Below are 15,887 nucleotides of genomic sequence, written 5' to 3' on the forward strand. Positions count from 1 at the left end.
TATAAAACCAAGACGGAGGGATTATTTGTTATGCGCAAATATATCGTTGGATTTATTGCGGGGGCTCTGGCATTTACCGCTGTACAAGCTTCGGCTGACGGAATCAAGTCGCTTGTCAATGAAAAAGTCGGCAGCGTATGGGAGTTGAACGTAAACGGCGAGGCTGTCGGCGAGGTTCCGATAATCAAAGGCAGCAGCTACGCACCTGTCCGCCAGATTGCGGAAATTGCCGGTATGGACGTTGACTTTGAACAGGGGAAGGTGTTTCTTACGACAAAAATCGAAGATGGTCTAACGGGGCCGACTCCGACTGAGTATCGGATAGGTCAAATTAACGAAACGCTTAAGCAGGCTAAGAGCGAGATTGAAGGAATGGAAAAGATTATCGCAGGCAGCGAAAAGACGCACAAGCAACTTCTTGCTTACGATCCCAATATCTCGGATGAATATATAGCAGAGTACGAAAAGACACGTCAGGAGAATTTATCTCGAATTGATGTTCTAAAAGCAGAAATTGTTAAGCTCGAAGCGGAACTTGCTGAGCTAAAAAGCGCTTAACTGTCCGAACACACAACGCAAGGCCCTCGCCTATACGGTCGGGGGTCTTTTTCTGTTATGTGAAAATATGAAAAAATGAAAGGGTGGCGGAATGGGAGCTTTTGATTTCGATACGCATGATTTTACGAAGGGGTTAGAGACGTTAGAGCAACGGATTACTGAAGGGGCTGCGCGTGGCCTGTACGATTTTACACAAATGGTACATGATGCGAGTCGACAACTAGCGCCAAATGACAAAGGTACGCTCCGGCGCGAAAGTTGGACGGAGTATTCGGAGACCCCGACCACATTATCGAGCGAAATTCATTTTAGTGTTAGTGAGAAGGACGCAAACGGCAAAGCATTCGACTACGCGCTGAAGCTGCATGAAATGGGCGAGTATAAAAATCCGACTACGCCTGGCACACAGCCGAAGTTCTTGGAGCGTCCACTAAAAGAGAACGCGCACAAGCTTACGGAATACGTGGCGGCTGAAATACGAAAGGGGTTGTAGAAACTGAACGTTATGGATTTCCAGCGCCTAATAGACTCGATTGAGGAGATAAAAGCGAAGGCCCGCGCCGGACTACCCGCTGAGCCGGAAAGGCCGGCTCCATTCGTTGATATCCCGCTATCCATCGTCATAGCTGAACGGCTCCGGCCGTTTATCCGGATTGCGGTCAAATACCTCGCAATTTTGGCAGAAGGTACAGTATACCGGATTGATACGGATAAGCTGGCGCAGTATCGCGAATATGCGGAACTGCTTGCTCATTCGACCGGTTCAAATTGCAGTCTTGCCGCCGCGGGCGTAAGGGGATTACTGCGGATCATGGACGATATGAACGCACAGGCTGACGTGACCGAGGCCGACATAAGCCGGGCAATCCGAGCGAGTACGCTTTATATCAGATTTGCACGATTTAACACAAGCTCAGATATGTCGCCGCAAGATACCGACTATTTGACGAGAGAACGGATGATAGCCGAACATAGAGCGGAGGTCGCTCGGTTGCGTTCCGATTCCGCCGCGTTCCAGGGAGCATATGACGAGGTTTGCACGAAATACGACGAAATTAAACGGGGGGATACGCATGAGTAGAGGTAAACGTGATTTGGAAGCACAATTGACGCCGCAGCAACGGAAGGCCGCGCAACTTATCGTAGAGAACGAATGGGGCGAGTTGATCCGCGAGGACGGTCGGAAGCGGACAATGCAGGAGTTGGCGGACGAAATCGGAATAGCAAGGTCGACGTTATACGAATGGAAGGCGTTGGAACCGCTCATAGCGTACGTGAACTATCTGACGGATAAGCAGCTCGAAGCCATGCGTACGGAAGCTAACGTCGGCCTAATGAAGCTGATTCGCGGCGGAGCTAACGGAGTTCCTTCCGTTAAGGCGCTTGACTTATATATGCGTCGATACGGCTTGCTTACGGATAAGACCGTTGTCGAGAACGTTGGGCACGATTCGCCGTACCGCGTGAAGTCGAACGATGAATTGCGCGATGAGATAGCAGAGCTTGACCGCTTGCTTGGCGGTGAGAGTACGGATAGTGTCCGACCGGTTGCTGGACATCAATACGTTGACTAACCGGCTTAAATCCGCGTATTCCGTCTAATACGGTTGGAATTGACGATCGGATAACGTAGGCGCGGGCGGACGAAAGCGGACGATTTGGAGACGTTGCGGGACTAATAACGACTATATGCCGTAATCCTGCAACGCGCTCCGGACGGACGGGCGGCCGCAAACTCACGGGTATACTGCATAAATATGCGTCAATCATGCATAATCTCGGCCCCGAAACGGTGCATAAACGGTCGCCAGCGTGTCGAATCGTCGGAAGCCGCGCGGGGATTGCGTTTGCTGGCGTTCATCGTACCGTTATGATTATCAATCAGCTAGGTGTCAAGTGAATATGACTGTATATTAGTTGATAACATGAAAACCCCCAACGGGGCGGTCCCGCGGGGGTTCATCAGGTATATGAACAATACGCAAATTATGTTTTTCTTCGGGGTCAATCGTTACGCATATTGCTGGAAATAACCTTTATATTGAACTTTGACTCTAACCTGAAGAAGAAGTCGGCATCAATGTCTGAATCAAAAACTACGTGGGTTAATTCATGTTTCTGCTTACAGGATTTAATCCGTTCCTCAATTTCTGAATTGGATAGAGTGACTTCGCTAATTATCACTAACTTTTCGTCACGGCTTATGCGTTCATTAAACTGATCCCGCTTTTCTCTTTCCAACTCAGCATCGGACCGTAAAAGGTCTAGTGGAGTTTTCGTGTATTCCGAAACAAGAAGCTCGTATACAACCGGGGCTGTAGATTCAAAAGCAAATAACAGGACAGAGTTTCCCTCTTGAGTAAGCTCGAAAGCAACTTTATATGCCTCTACTTTATTCATAGTATTCCTCCTTTAATTTCCTCGCAAAGTAAATAATATCCTATTTACTCTATGGTGTAAAATAGTAGGATAGAACCGTTTGATACATAGATTTTCTACACAAAGCATTTGATGTCGTCCCTTTTGCGTTATATAATAGTAGAAACTAACTTAATAAACGTAGAAGAGTACGAATCAGTGCGGGCATGTGGACGTAAGCGAGCGCTGTATTTACGGTACTTCTGCGGCAATTACCGGAGACATACGAGACTCGAAATCAGCTAGGCGTGTCAAAGCGTGCGTGGGTTCGAATCCCACCCTCTCCGTACGAAGAAAAGACAGAAACCTCCTACATCGACATGTAGGAGGTTTTTTTGCGTTTTGCCGAACCGTTTAGCCAGTTGTGCAGATAGCTAATCGAGGGGGTGGAAATATGCCGATGGAAGGGCAGGAAGCAGAGAGGCTGGTGCGGCTTTACGGAAGCCGGATTTATGCCTTCTGCCGAAAGCTGGCTTTAAAGCAAAGCGATGCCGACGACTTGTACCAGCAGACTTTTTTGCGTGTGCTGGTCATGCCCCGGCAAATGGATATGGATCATAATCCCGCGGGATTTCTGATGGCGATTGCCGCCCGCATCTGGCGGGATGAAACGAGGAAATATGCCCGAAGGCAGCGAATCGCCCCGATACAGGATATGGACGGGGATATCAGCTCGGTTACTTCTGCCGAAACAACGGAGAATGAACTGGAGAAAAAACAGCTTCAAGCTGATATCCGTATGCTGGTGGAGCATTTGCCCGATGTTTTGCGCGTGCCGGTTTTGCTGCAATATATGGGCCAATTGACCACGGCGGAAATTGCCAGCTTGCTGAGCATTCCGCAAGGTACGGTAAAAAGCCGGCTTCATCAAGCGAGGCAGCAATTAAAGAAGGGATTGGAGGGGATTGGACATGACGAAAAAAACGTCTTCGAACGTTAATTCTCATGATGAACAATGGGAGGAGTTGATGACGGCTTCGCTTTTGTTCGAGGAAGCGCCGCCGCCGGCACTTCAGGCAGAGCTGATAGCCAAAATTCGCGATAGCAAGCCACCCTGGCACCTTCCTTTTTGGATGCCGGCTGTGGCAGGCGGTTTGCAGACTGCAGGTTTAGTTGCGGGTATTCAACTCATGTTCCCAGGCTCCCTGATGGCACAGTTGTCAACAATCGGGGGTTCTATTCTGATGATCAGTGCAATTCTTCTTACAATCGTTGCGAGAGTCCTTCAAAAAGGAAAAGGGGATGGAGAAGCATGCAGCTAACCTACATCTATATAGGAATTGTTTTAATGGCCGTTATCGGGACATTAATTGGCCTTGGGGTATGGACATATAGGGATGCCAGAGCCAGAGGGCTGGAAGCCGGTATGTGGACGGCTATTGTTGTGCTGGTTCCCAACTTGCTTGGCTTCTTGCTGTATATGTTAATCGCCCGAAAGCAGCATAAAGTGTTGTGCCCGTCATGCAGCCAGAAAACGGAAGCAAGCAAACCGTTTTGCTCAAATTGTGGTTCGAATTTGTGCGATCATCAAGATATGACGAATTTCGCTGCAGCTTCGGTTAAAAAGACAGGAAAAACGCCGTTGGTAGTGGCTCTGGCATGTGTAGGAATCACTGTTGCTACGATGATAGGCGCGGTGGTTTCCATAGGGATACAGCAGCCGGAAATGTTCACCTCCAAAAACGTTTCGCTGTTTCAAACTCAAACGATGAGGCCGGGCTTATGGAAGCTTTCGTTCCGTTATTTTGATGGAGAGAAGGCGCAAGCATTTACGATCAAGGACGGAAAGCCCCAAACGTTCAGGGTTAATGCCGAGATCACTAAGGGAGAGGCGGAGCTTGGCATAACGGTAGGCGGCGAGGAGGTTCAGCGCATTTCATTAAATGAACTGACCGAGGAGTTTACATGGGACTTATCGCCTTATCCGGACAAGAGCAGAGTGGTCATTACGCTTTATGGGGAAAAAAGCTCGGGTAAAATAAATATGAACTGGAAGGAATGATCTCCTCCAGTTCATAGGTCCAACCCCCGCTATTGCGGGGGTTCATTTTTGTTCATCCAGAACAGCCTGCACCTCAATTTCTACCAGCAGCAGGGGGTCGATGAGCGCTTTGACTTCGACCATTGTGGCAACGGGCTGAATGCTCCCGAAAAACTCGCCGTGCGCTTTGCCGATTTCCTCCCAGCGGGAAATATCCGTTACGAACATGCGTGTCCGGGTAACGTGGGACAGCTCTGCACCCAATTCTTTTAAAGCTTGTTCAATGGTCTCCAAAATGTAGCGGGTTTGCTCATAGGGCGAGTTCACCCCCACGACCTCTCCGTCCTTCATGGCCGTTGTGCCAGCGACCTCGATAATGGAGCCGACTCGGATGGCGCGACAGTAACCAACGACCGGCTCCCAAGGCGATCCCGTAAACACTTGCTTTCTCTCCATGCTGACATCACCTCGGCCTTTAAAATAGTCATAAATACGTAGTATATCATACCTGGTATCATCAGGTTTTTAAATGTTTGCTGATACACTGGACGATAAAGGTAAAAGGAACTTTTTGCTTATTCTTGTTAAGCTCCCTAACGGGCAGTCATGCGCAACTTCCAGGGAATGTAAGCATCTAAATAACGTAAGGAACGAGGAGGCAGACAATTTATGGGAGTAACGAATGTATGGGATGCGGAGTGGGAGGTTAGCGAAGAGCAGGCGCGGACGCTGATCGGCAGACAATTCCCTCAGCTGTCATTGAAGCAAGTGAAGCGATTGGGCTGGGGCTGGGACAATACGGTTTTTCTCATCGGTGACGAGTACGTGTTCCGATTTCCAAGAAGAACGATTGCAGTTGGCTCGATTCGTATGGAAGGGAAGCTGCTGCCTAAGCTGGAGACATATATAAACATCCCCTATCCGAAACCGTTGTTTTATGGCGAAGCAAGTGACGAATACCCGGCACCATTTCTTGGCTATGCCTACGTGCAAGGAGATTTCCCAATCGGTTTGACGGAAGAACGCCGGGCTTTATCGGCAGAGACGCTGGCGAAATTTTTGCGGAGATTGCATGAGTTTCCGGTGCAGGCGGCGCTGAAGTGCGGAGTTCAGCAAGATCATCGAAACTTGACGGACATAGCATCGCGCAAAGTGAAATTGGAGGCCTTTCTATCAAAGGTGGTTGAACACCTGTCGCCGGAGGAATCCGGTGTGATCGAAGGGTATATTAGCAGGCTGCAAAAGGACCGTGTCGAGGCGGTGAATGTACTGCTACATGGCGATCTTCATTTCAAAAATATGCTTGTGAATGAGAACGGGATCGTTTCCGGCATCATTGATTGGGGGGATCTGAGCGTAGGCCATCCGGCTTGCGATTTGAGCGTTGCTTACAGCTTTTTACCACCTTACGCTCGCGGCGTGTTTTTCGAAACATACGGAGGAGCGGACGAGGAAACGAAGATGCTGGCGCGACTGATCGCGGTATACATCCCCATACTGATCTTGATGCAAGCGGTCGATGACGGGAATGAAGCGATCGCGGCAGAGGCGAAATCCAACATCATGCGGGCACTGTCGGATTAGGCTCATTATTCGTTGCGCTAACAGGACACGCTAGCAATAAACCGCCTTTTCAACGAAGGCGGTTTTCTTATGGTCAACTATCAACATCAGAATTTAACATAGCCAAATGTTTAAATAAAGGGTTAGGCCCCTTGCTGGCCGTTCCCCTCTTGATCGGCGGGAGGGCCGGCAATAGCAAGCAGAAGCGCGATAAAGCCAGGCACATGATAACGCGGAGCGGACTCCACGAGCAGCAGCATCAGGAAGGTGCCGATCAGGAACAAGGCCGCTGCCAGCGGAACCAGTCCGGTCGGCTTAAAGCTGCTGCGCCTGAGCTTGACGAAAAGCACGCATGCCGCTGCGGTAAGAAGGAGTGTATAGAGCAGATCGCCCAAGCCCAGCAGCTTGAAGTGCAGCTTATTGTAAAGCTGGTGCGCGCCTTCATGCTTGGCGTAGGAGGCCATATGGGCGTCGATTAACTGCAGCGCCCAGCCATCCGTGCCCCATGCCGTTTTGATCTTGTTGGCAAGGAAAAAGGCGCCTTGTCCGCTGCCAAACCAATCCTGCAGGCGTTCCAAGCCCTGTTCCAGCATGACATCGTGGGCGGCTTGCGCATCTCCAAGCTCATTGTAAACCAGGCCTAGCGCCTGGCTGTCATTGGCGTTCCATAAGCCGAGATCTTCACCCTGCATGTCAGGGTTGGTTCCAACAAAAACATTAAAGCCGATTGGCATTTTGGCAGCTTGCAGCTGGATATGGTCGCTGACAAAGCCGTTCAGCAGGGAGGAAACCCCGAAATAAAGAACCAGCCCGACGACAAGCAACACGCCGCGGCGAACCAGACGCCATGGACCGGGAGACAGCAGTACCATAATGACAAAAATAATGACCAGAATGCTTCCGATCGGCCGTACAAAATTGCTGAGGGCCGCGATCAGAAGGAGCAAGCCGGTGAAGGCAACCATTTTGGGAAACGGAGCGGTAAAGGTCGCTTTAAGCACCAGAAGAAAGAGCAGCCAGCATAAAATAAACATATATTCCGTATTGGCAAAGGTAGTGAAATAAATAAATGAAGGCCATAAGCTGATCACAAACAGGCAGAACAGGTAACGGCCGGGATAACGGACAGCGGGAAACAGAAACCAAAGCAGCACAATCGACAGAATATAAAGAGCGATATTAAACAATTGCGACACCAGCATGGTCGAGCCAAACACTTTCATGACTGCGCCGAGCACATAGGAAAAGCCGAATACGTGCGGAAACAGCGCCGAATAATCGTCAACGGGATAGATACCTCCGGCATAGCTGGCCGCCCGTTCAAAATAAGCTTCAAAGTCGGATTCAAACTGGTCAATTTGAAAGCCATACAGCCACAAGCCGCGTAAAATAACCGACAAGGAAACAACGGCGATCGTCACGGCAAGCGGTCTTGCCGCCAACCAGCCTCCCCAGGATTTCAGCAGTGGGACAATCAGCTTTTCATGCTTTATACAGTAAGCAATGGCCCATATACTGCCTGCTGCCAGCAGCGCGCAGACGATCGTTAAGGGCAGACCGACGTATTGATAAACATTTTGCAGAAATTTTGCATTAGCGGCCAGCGCGATTGCAGCAACAACGATCATTAGAATAATCCAGATAGAACGATGACAAAAGGTGCGGATATTATGCAAATTCATTTTTTTGTTCCCCTATAATTAGTAATTGAAGATAAGACCATCCATTTACTGTATTACAGAATAACTGCATTGTAAATCCATAACAAACCAAGAAAAGAGGGCCCTTTTTTAAGGAGCCCTCTTTCTTGACGGTGTGTTTGATGGTCAAGCGTAATCCTTCTCACGTGCTGCTGGACATCGAAATGAAGAACAATGGACTTGCGTCCTTAGCTTCAGTTCAACTCCCTGCAAATGCCGCCCTCAAGAACTCGTTGTTCTCAAAAAGCATCTTCGCGGTTACATGCAGTGGATGAAATACAACTGCTGATCCTTGCACCAATTGGTCCAACGGAACCACACCTCTCTTCCACCGTCATTGATTAGGATGGCCATATTGCAGAAATTTATGCACGCCCCATCCTTTTCCATTTTCGTTCGTGGTTGCTTGTTTCCGGAAAGCGCTGACCTTTGCGCAATTCCACCTTCTGGGGGTTTTGAATCCCCATATGAAAGGAATTAACGCCGTCTTCAATATACGTACCGTCATTGGGCGCTTTATCGCCTGGCGAAAATAAAGTCCATTCACCCATACTGATACCTCCGGCTGTAAAATGGTTTTCCTCGAAGCGGGATGGTTAACAGCATCCGCCAGAGGTGTGTCTGAGTCCTGCCGCTTTAGTTTGAACCAGGCGTCGCTGTGCTATGAATAGCAGTTTACGGATATTCCCCGCCATGCAATCCATGCGGCAGCATGAAAGGCACTTGCCATGGGCAGGACAATTTGATATAGTAAAAGGATGCGAGCACAGCTCGTTCCTTGCTCCATTTTATGGGGCCGTTAGTCCAAAAGGAGGTGAAACACAATGCGCAAATATGAAGTGATGTACATCATTCGTCCAGACGTAGAGCAAGAAAACGTTCAAGCTCTCGTTGATAAGTTCAATGGCATCATCTCCAACGGCGGCGAGGTCACGAAAACTGATGTGATCGGCAAACGTCGTCTTGCGTATGAGATCAACAAGCTTCGTGACGGTTATTTCGTTCTGGTTCATTTCAACGCTACAACTGAAGTTGTTAATGAGCTTGACCGTTTGATGAAGATTTCGGATGAAGTTATCCGTTCGTTGATCGTCAGAGACGTAGCTTAGTCACGTTTACGCAGGAATGTTTAATGGGGAGGACGAAAGCATGTTGAACCGTGTAATTCTGATCGGCAGATTGACGAGAGATCCCGAGCTTCGGTATACACCCGCGGGTGTTGCGGTAACGCAATTTACGCTGGCTGTAGATCGACCGTTTTCGTCAGGTCAAGGGGAGCGCGAAGCGGATTTTATTCCGGTTGTAACCTGGCGCCAGCTGGCTGAAACCTGTGCCAATTACTTACGCAAAGGCCGTCTTACGGCGGTTGAGGGCCGTATTCAAGTGCGGAACTACGAGAACAATGAGGGCAAACGCGTCTATGTAACGGAAGTTATAGCAGACAATGTCCGGTTCCTGGAGTCCAATCGCGAAGGCGGAGCTCCACGTGAGGATAATGGCGGCGGTGGAGGATACAGCAGCGGCGGGGGCGGCAACTCAGGCGGCTACGGCGGCGGAGGCAGCTCGTCCGGCTCATCCTATGGCGGTGGAAACCGATCCGGCAATTCATCACGGAACGACAGCAATAATGATCCTTTTAAGGATGACGGTCGCCCGATTGACATCTCCGAAGATGATCTGCCATTTTAAATATCAACGATAAGGAGGATGTACACCATGGCTTTCAAACCAAGAGAGAACGGCGGCGACGAGCGTCCAGAGCGTAAGTTCAGCGGACGTAAAGGCGGACGCAACAAACGCCGTAAAGTTTGTTTCTTCACTGTAAACAAAATTACTCACATTGACTATAAAGACACGGATCTGCTTAAGAAGTTTATTAGCGAGCGCGGCAAAATCTTGCCACGTCGTGTAACTGGCACAAGCGCGAAATACCAACGCTTGCTGACAATTGCAATTAAACGTTCCCGTCAGATCGCTTTGCTGCCTTACACAACTGAATAGTTGAATAAGCAGTAGAGAGCTGATGTGAAGCAAAGACCCGCAAGAGGAGCACTTTTGAAGTGCCCTTCTTGCGGGTCTTTTGTGTTTCTTGACAAGGGTAGGGAAGGCTTTTATACTTCATTTATTAAAAGACTTTTAATAAGTGTTTTTGTAAAGGAGTGGGAGGGTGCAGCCGATATCCCATAACACGCTTCAGGTCAAACGGATGAACGTTGAGCTGGTCAAACAGACCCTTAAAACGCAAGGGCCGGGAACAAAAGCGGCCATGGCTTCCGCCACCCGATTAAGCATCGCCACATGCGGAACCATATTGAACGAACTTGTGGCCGCTGGCGAAGTAATTGAGCGGGAACAGGACGAACCAAACGGGGGACGTCCGGCCAAGCTTTATCAATACAACGCCGATTTTGGTTGTGCGTTGTGCTTGCTCGTCAGGACGGAAGGCGGGTTGCATTCCGTCAGCTGGCGCATCGTCAATTTGATCGGAGAATTAATCGGCGAGGATACGCAAAAGCTGGAGCGTATCGACGTTGATGTCATCGACGTGCTAATTGAGAAAGCGATTGGCGAGTATGGCAACGTTATGGCCATTGGCATCGGCATTCCGGGCGTCGCCCATCGCGGGGTCATCGGAGTTTGCGATGCTCCGGAGCTTGCGGGAAAGCCGCTTGGGCCTTATTTTGAAGAAAAGTTCGGTGTGCCGGTGTTGGTCGAAAATGATATGAACATGACAGTGTACGGCTTTTACCATGCTCAGGAGTTTGAGGAGGAAACCAATTTTTCCGTTGTGACGTTTCCGCGCAATCATTTCCCGGGAGCGGGTTTTATCGTGGGAGGCCGCATAGTGACCGGCAACACGACTTTTGGCGGAGAGGTGTCCTTCTTGCCCTTCGGCGTAACGCGCGATGAGCAGCTCCGGCTGCTGGAGTCAAAGGACGGCTTTATTAAGCTGGCCACGCATACGCTGGCATCCATTATCGCTATCATTAACCCGGCGGTTATCGCGATTACGGGAGACGTGCCCCGCGCGGAACATTTGGAGGCGTTGCAGCAGGGCTGCCTGAAGGATATTCCCGAGGAGCATATGCCCAAGCTGATCATTCAAACCAATACGCATGCTGAATATATGAAAGGCATGGTGACGGCCACTCTGGAAAGCTTGACCTATCGCCTGCAAGTCATAGAAAAAAGATAATGGGACAAGGAGCAGAATAAAGTGGGCGAATCGGGCAAAATCAGAACACAAAAAAGCGGCTTCAACAAAATATATGCGTTGCAGCTTGCTACCATTTTTATCGGATTTATCATTTTCGGCTTTTCGGAAAATATTAAAGGACCGGCAATTCCGCGCATTCAATATGACTTTTTGCTAAACGAATCTCAGCTTGGCACCTTGCTGTCGCTGAATGCTCTCGGCTATCTGATTGCGTGTTCGTTTACGGGGTATCTGACCCGGATATGGGGGATTAAAGCCGTTACCGTCATTTCCTTTGCATTGATGGCATTATCCGGCGTGTTTATTTTTGTTTCGCAGCAATATGTTATGTTTTCGTCGTCGTATTTTCTGATGTATATCGGAAATGGCATGCTGGAGATTGGCCTGGCAGTGCTTGGCGCGCGTATTTTTGTGAAAAATACAGGTATGATGATGAACTTGACCCACGGTTTCTATGGACTAAGTTCAACGGTGGCGCCGCTGATCGCGACGGGGCTGATGAAGGTGACGATTAACGGTTATACGCTGGATTGGCGCGGCATGTACCTTGTTGTGTTAATGCTGTCGCTAATCCCGATCGTATTTGCCTTGGTCAGCAAGTTTCCGGGTGACGATATCAAGCATGAGGATCGCGTTCCGATGAAGACGCTGCTGAAGGACCGGGTATTGTGGCTGATGGTGCTTATTCTGTCTTTTGGCGTTGTATCGGAGCTGGCGGTTGGCGGATGGCTTGTCAACTTCCTGGAGAAGGCGTATAGCTGGGATACTATCACCGCTTCAGGGATGTTGTCCGCGTTTTTCCTGTGTTTTGCGATAGCGCGTCTGGTGTTGGGGCCGTTAACGGACAAAATCGGGTTTGTTTTGTCGCTTATCATCTTTTCGGGCTTATCGGCTCTTTGCACCTTTGCAGCCATACTGGGCGGCGAGAAACTGGCCTTTTTATTTGCGGCAGCAGGGGTCGGGATTGCAATGATTTATCCTACGGTGATGGCTTTTATCGCCAAGCGTTACCCTAATAGCAGCGACACTGCGATAACGATCACCGTTACATTGATGGGAGTAGGCAGCGTCATCGGCAATTATTTGATTGGGGGAGTGATTGAACTCGTCAAAGGGTTGTCCGGCGGCGACGCGCAAGCGGGGCTTCTGGCGGGACTGCAAGCAGGGTACGGAGTAATTGGATTATGCGCGGCTTTAAGCTCCGTTGCCGGCATTATGCTGTATCTCTACTTGCGGCGGAGAAAAGAAATCATTTAATGCTTTAGATGTGCGCACAGGTTGGCGCTCTAACCTGACGCTCAAAGCCAGAGGTCAGAGGCGGCAGTCCAGTCCAACTAATTGAGTGATAAAAGCACAGCCAGTGAACAAAAGGCATGCCTGAAGGGAATATCGAACGGCGGCGCAAATACAGCACGGCGCACGGCCAAGGGCAATGCAGCACATTGCGCGGCCAAGGGCAATGCAGCACGCTGCGCGGCCAAGGGCAATGCAGCACACGGCGCGGCCAAGGGCAATACAGCACATTGCGCGGCCAAGGGCAATGCAGCACATTGCGCGGCTAGCGGTCATGAATGTGCGTTAGCCGTGTTTTTCATAGGTTTTGAACAATGTAATGGACATCCACGTCCATTACAGCCCCAAATCATGCCGTTTTGGAGCTTTTTCAAGCTGTAACGGTCATATGTGACCGTTGCAATGTAGAAAAGATGCATTTTCCCCTTGTAAGGGACATTCATGTCCGCTACAGCGAAGACGGAGATGACATAGCAGGTGAATGTAGCGGGGGAGGCATCCCGCCACATTCACCTGCAAAAGCAAGAATACAAAAGGCTGGACGGAAAACGTTACGTTTTCACGCCCAGCCCCTTTATTTTGTCAACCGATAAGCACGTTGTCTTCGGGATAGCCGATTTTGGAGGTCGTCTTTTTCTGCGAAAGGGCGAAGGCCAGCGTCAGCGGACCGAGACGTCCAACAAACATGGTGATGGCGACGATGATTTTCCCGGCGGGAGACAGCTCCGGCGTCAGGCCCATCGACATGCCCGTGGTGCTGAACGCCGAGGTTGCCTCAAACAGCACCTCCAAAAAATGATCCTCCAGCATATCCTCCGTTATCGTGAGCACCAGCGTAACCAGCAGGACGCAGGTGAGCGAGCTGATGACGACCGCAAGCGCCCGATTGACGGTTTCTTGCGAGATTCTGCGTTTGAAGGCATGGATCTGTCCGCCCCCACGGAATGTATTGAAGGTGGCCAGCAGCAACACAAACACCGTATTGATTTTGATCCCGCCCCCGGTTCCCCCGGACGCCGCTCCGATAAACATATAAATAATGAGCAGAAATTGCGACACGGCCAGCATGCTGCCGATATCGATCGTATTAAAACCCGCGCTGCGCGGCGTCAGGCTTTGGAATAACGCAGCCTGCACCCTCTCCCAAAAACCAAGAGAACCAAAGGTGACGCTGTTCCAGCTCTCCAGCAGAAATAGCAGAAGGAAGCCGGCAACGGTCAGGAGGGCGGAGGATACAAGAACGATTTTGGAATGGGTCGAAAGCTTGCGCCAGGAGCGCTTGCGGAATATATCCACGATGACGATATAACCCAGGCCGCCAACCACAAACAAAATAAGTATCGTGATATTGACGACCGGGTCGCCGACATGCTGCGCAAGCCCGTCGCTCCATAAGGCGAAGCCGGCGTTGTTAAAGGCGGATACGGAATGAAACAGCGCATAATAGGCGGCTTGCCCCAAGCCCATTTCCTCCTGCCAGCGAAGTGTCAGAATAAGGGTGGCGATGGATTCCAGTATAAAAACAATCAGAACCATATACATGGAAAGCCTCACTAACCCCTGGGAGGAAGTGGACTGCGTCGTATGCTGGATGATCAGCCGTTCGCGCAAACCTATTTTTTTGCCCAAAAGTATAGCTACCATGACGCCGACGGTCATAAAGCCGATGCCCCCGATTTGAATCAGAAGCATGATGATGACCTGTCCCGCCACCGAAAACGCGGTGCCGGTATCGATAACGATAAGACCGTTCACGCATACGGCGGATACAGCCGTGAACAAGGCGTTTAACAGCCCGACGGAATGGCCGGTGCTTGATGAAAAAGGCATGCTGAGCAGGATGGTGCCAAAAAAGATGAGAACTAGAAAAACGCCGATAATGAGCTGCGGCGGACTGATTTTGTGTTTTAAATGATTGACGATTGCCTCAAGCGGAGACATATCCTTCTTACCTGTGCCTCTAAGCACGTTCATAATCGTTCTCCAAATGTCGAATCTCTTCATTGCTGCCGATCAGAAGCAGGACGTCGCCTGTATAGATCGCGTCTTCGGCTTTGGGCGATACGTTGATCTGATCGCCTTTTTTGATCGCCATAATGGTGCAGCCGTATTTGGCCCGAATGTTCAGTTCCTTGAGAGAACGTCCGTTCATGGCAGCCGGCGCTTTGATCTCCGCCAGATTGTAGTCCGGCGACAGCTCGATATAATCGATCAGATTGTCGGAGCTGAGCTGGTTGCCCAGCCGAATGCCCATGTCCCGTTCGGGATAAATAATGTGGTCGGCGCCGATTTTGCTTAATACGCTGCCATGCATTTCATTGCGCGCCTTGGCGGTTACCTTGGGCACCTTAAACTCCTTAAGAAGCAAGGTGGTCAAAATGCTGGCTTGCAGATCATCGCCAATCGCAACAATGGCATGAGAAAAATTGCTTGCTCCCAGCTCCCGAAGCACGGCTTCGTCGGTGCAATCCGCCTGGAGGGCCGCCGTAGCGATATTGGCGATTTCCTGCACAGGCTGTTCATTTTTGTCTACGGCGAGCACTTCATGCCCGTTGGCGATCAATGTGCGCGTCAGGCTTGTTCCGAATCTTCCCAGGCCGATAACCATAAACTGTTTTCTCATAATAATGGACCACATCCTAAACATGTTGGCAAACGGGATAGCAGTAACTGGAATCCATGATAGGAGACAACGGTTCATTTGTCAAAGGAATTAATCGTGGATGAATCTTGTACGGAATCCGGCTCCCGCTGGACGGGGAAGTGATCCGAAGGAAGGATGCGCACGTATTGCCGGGGCTGGAAAAAAGGTCTGTATATACTGGCTGGCGGAACGGTATTTTCCCCGCTGCCCGAGAAACCGGCGGTTTTCGGGGCATAGCCGTTGTCAGGACTCATAATAAAGGGCGGCTCGAGCCTCTGGGGCAAACGGTTGTGGAGAAAAGCCCCGCTAGCCATGATCGCGGCGAACATAAGGAAGCATATGACGATTTTGGCTGATAATCGGGTCATGGTTGTCACTCCTTTTTCCCATAATCCCCGATTGGAGCCCATTTCATTCCTTTTGAGGAACGGCGCAGCAACGTTTGTCCTTTTCAGCGGAAGCCTGCGAGAAGCAAAAAGGCATCCTCCACGGCCATATAGCCGTAAGGACACC

The 15,887-nt window shown here is 50.1% G+C and carries 21 protein-coding genes; 14 read left to right on the forward strand and 7 right to left on the reverse strand.

The window, feature by feature from the left end; genetic code table 11:
- Window positions 1-30: 30 nt before the first annotated feature.
- From ACX93W_RS12560 to ACX93W_RS12575, 4 genes are all read left to right on the forward strand, one after another.
- On the forward strand, window positions 31-558 hold the full coding sequence (locus ACX93W_RS12560) for a hypothetical protein (RefSeq protein WP_459392718.1): 528 nt from the start codon (window positions 31-33) through the stop codon (window positions 556-558).
- Between the two features lie 91 nt (window positions 559-649).
- On the forward strand, window positions 650-1,051 hold the full coding sequence (locus tag ACX93W_RS12565) for a hypothetical protein (protein WP_459392719.1): 402 nt from the start codon (window positions 650-652) through the stop codon (window positions 1,049-1,051).
- 12 nt (window positions 1,052-1,063) lie between these two features.
- Window positions 1,064-1,639: a hypothetical protein gene (locus ACX93W_RS12570; RefSeq protein ID WP_459392720.1), complete on the forward strand. Its 576-nt coding sequence runs from the start codon at window positions 1,064-1,066 to the stop codon at window positions 1,637-1,639.
- Window positions 1,632-2,132, forward strand: a complete 501-nt coding sequence (locus ACX93W_RS12575; RefSeq protein ID WP_459392721.1) for a phBC6A51 family helix-turn-helix protein — start codon at window positions 1,632-1,634, stop codon at window positions 2,130-2,132. The genes ACX93W_RS12570 and ACX93W_RS12575 overlap by 8 nt, the downstream gene beginning before the upstream one ends.
- A 430-nt stretch (window positions 2,133-2,562) precedes the next feature.
- Here the strand turns inward: ACX93W_RS12575 and ACX93W_RS12580 are convergent, their stop codons facing one another.
- Window positions 2,563-2,958 carry a hypothetical protein gene (locus ACX93W_RS12580; RefSeq protein WP_459392722.1) on the reverse strand — a complete coding sequence of 132 codons (396 nt, stop codon included), beginning with the start codon at window positions 2,956-2,958 and terminating at the stop codon, window positions 2,563-2,565.
- 412 nt (window positions 2,959-3,370) lie between these two features.
- Here ACX93W_RS12580 and ACX93W_RS12585 point away from each other — a divergent pair, with 412 nt between their 5' ends.
- The 3 genes from ACX93W_RS12585 to ACX93W_RS12595 are packed head-to-tail and all read left to right on the forward strand — an operon-like array spanning window position 3,371 to window position 4,978.
- Window positions 3,371-3,916, forward strand: coding sequence for an RNA polymerase sigma factor (locus ACX93W_RS12585; protein WP_459392723.1), 546 nt, complete (start codon window positions 3,371-3,373; stop codon window positions 3,914-3,916).
- A complete protein-coding gene (locus ACX93W_RS12590) occupies window positions 3,888-4,238 on the forward strand; it encodes a hypothetical protein (RefSeq protein WP_459392724.1) in 351 nt (116 codons plus the stop codon). Before ACX93W_RS12585 ends, ACX93W_RS12590 begins: the two co-directional genes overlap by 29 nt.
- Window positions 4,229-4,978, forward strand: a complete 750-nt coding sequence (locus tag ACX93W_RS12595; RefSeq protein WP_459392725.1) for a hypothetical protein — start codon at window positions 4,229-4,231, stop codon at window positions 4,976-4,978. Before ACX93W_RS12590 ends, ACX93W_RS12595 begins: the two co-directional genes overlap by 10 nt.
- Before the next feature lie 42 nt (window positions 4,979-5,020).
- Here the strand turns inward: ACX93W_RS12595 and ACX93W_RS12600 are convergent, their stop codons facing one another.
- Window positions 5,021-5,413, reverse strand: a complete 393-nt coding sequence (locus ACX93W_RS12600) for a RidA family protein (protein ID WP_459392726.1) — start codon at window positions 5,411-5,413, stop codon at window positions 5,021-5,023.
- Window positions 5,414-5,626: 213 nt separating this feature from the next.
- Between ACX93W_RS12600 and ACX93W_RS12605 the strand changes: the two genes are divergently transcribed.
- A complete protein-coding gene (locus tag ACX93W_RS12605) occupies window positions 5,627-6,541 on the forward strand; it encodes a phosphotransferase (RefSeq protein ID WP_459392727.1) in 915 nt (304 codons plus the stop codon).
- Between the two features lie 122 nt (window positions 6,542-6,663).
- Here ACX93W_RS12605 and ACX93W_RS12610 read toward each other — a convergent pair whose 3' ends face one another.
- Both ACX93W_RS12610 and ACX93W_RS12615 read right to left on the reverse strand, forming a co-directional pair.
- Window positions 6,664-8,202, reverse strand: a complete 1,539-nt coding sequence (locus ACX93W_RS12610) for a hypothetical protein (RefSeq protein WP_459392728.1) — start codon at window positions 8,200-8,202, stop codon at window positions 6,664-6,666.
- A 383-nt stretch (window positions 8,203-8,585) separates the two neighbouring features.
- Window positions 8,586-8,771, reverse strand: coding sequence for a YjzC family protein (locus ACX93W_RS12615; protein ID WP_459392729.1), 186 nt, complete (start codon window positions 8,769-8,771; stop codon window positions 8,586-8,588).
- Window positions 8,772-9,044: 273 nt separating this feature from the next.
- On the opposite strand from ACX93W_RS12615, the gene rpsF reads away from it, so the two are divergent.
- The 6 genes from rpsF (at window position 9,045) to ACX93W_RS12645 (ending at window position 12,999) form a co-directional block, all read left to right on the forward strand.
- A complete protein-coding gene (gene rpsF / locus ACX93W_RS12620) occupies window positions 9,045-9,329 on the forward strand; it encodes a 30S ribosomal protein S6 (RefSeq protein ID WP_459392730.1) in 285 nt (94 codons plus the stop codon).
- A 40-nt stretch (window positions 9,330-9,369) separates the two neighbouring features.
- Window positions 9,370-9,909, forward strand: a complete 540-nt coding sequence (ssb, locus tag ACX93W_RS12625) for a single-stranded DNA-binding protein (RefSeq protein WP_068681553.1) — start codon at window positions 9,370-9,372, stop codon at window positions 9,907-9,909.
- Window positions 9,910-9,936: 27 nt separating this feature from the next.
- Window positions 9,937-10,221 (forward strand): 30S ribosomal protein S18, encoded by a 285-nt coding sequence (gene rpsR / locus ACX93W_RS12630; protein ID WP_068681551.1) that lies wholly within the window; start codon window positions 9,937-9,939, stop codon window positions 10,219-10,221.
- 166 nt (window positions 10,222-10,387) lie between these two features.
- Window positions 10,388-11,416 (forward strand): ROK family protein, encoded by a 1,029-nt coding sequence (locus ACX93W_RS12635; protein WP_459392731.1) that lies wholly within the window; start codon window positions 10,388-10,390, stop codon window positions 11,414-11,416.
- 21 nt (window positions 11,417-11,437) lie between these two features.
- On the forward strand, window positions 11,438-12,694 hold the full coding sequence (locus tag ACX93W_RS12640) for an MFS transporter (RefSeq protein ID WP_459392732.1): 1,257 nt from the start codon (window positions 11,438-11,440) through the stop codon (window positions 12,692-12,694).
- Window positions 12,695-12,810: 116 nt separating this feature from the next.
- Window positions 12,811-12,999, forward strand: a complete 189-nt coding sequence (locus ACX93W_RS12645; protein ID WP_459392733.1) for a hypothetical protein — start codon at window positions 12,811-12,813, stop codon at window positions 12,997-12,999.
- A 313-nt stretch (window positions 13,000-13,312) separates the two neighbouring features.
- Here the strand turns inward: ACX93W_RS12645 and ACX93W_RS12650 are convergent, their stop codons facing one another.
- The 3 genes from ACX93W_RS12650 to ACX93W_RS12660 form a co-directional block, all read right to left on the reverse strand.
- Window positions 13,313-14,704 (reverse strand): TrkH family potassium uptake protein, encoded by a 1,392-nt coding sequence (locus ACX93W_RS12650; protein WP_459392734.1) that lies wholly within the window; start codon window positions 14,702-14,704, stop codon window positions 13,313-13,315.
- On the reverse strand, window positions 14,691-15,353 hold the full coding sequence (locus tag ACX93W_RS12655; protein ID WP_459392735.1) for a potassium channel family protein: 663 nt from the start codon (window positions 15,351-15,353) through the stop codon (window positions 14,691-14,693). Before ACX93W_RS12655 ends, ACX93W_RS12650 begins: the two co-directional genes overlap by 14 nt.
- Before the next feature lie 74 nt (window positions 15,354-15,427).
- Entirely contained in the window at window positions 15,428-15,742 is a 315-nt protein-coding gene (locus tag ACX93W_RS12660) for a hypothetical protein (protein WP_459392736.1), read from the reverse strand.
- Window positions 15,743-15,887 lie beyond the last annotated feature (145 nt).

It is taken from the genome of Paenibacillus sp. CAU 1782, from assembly GCF_054551715.1.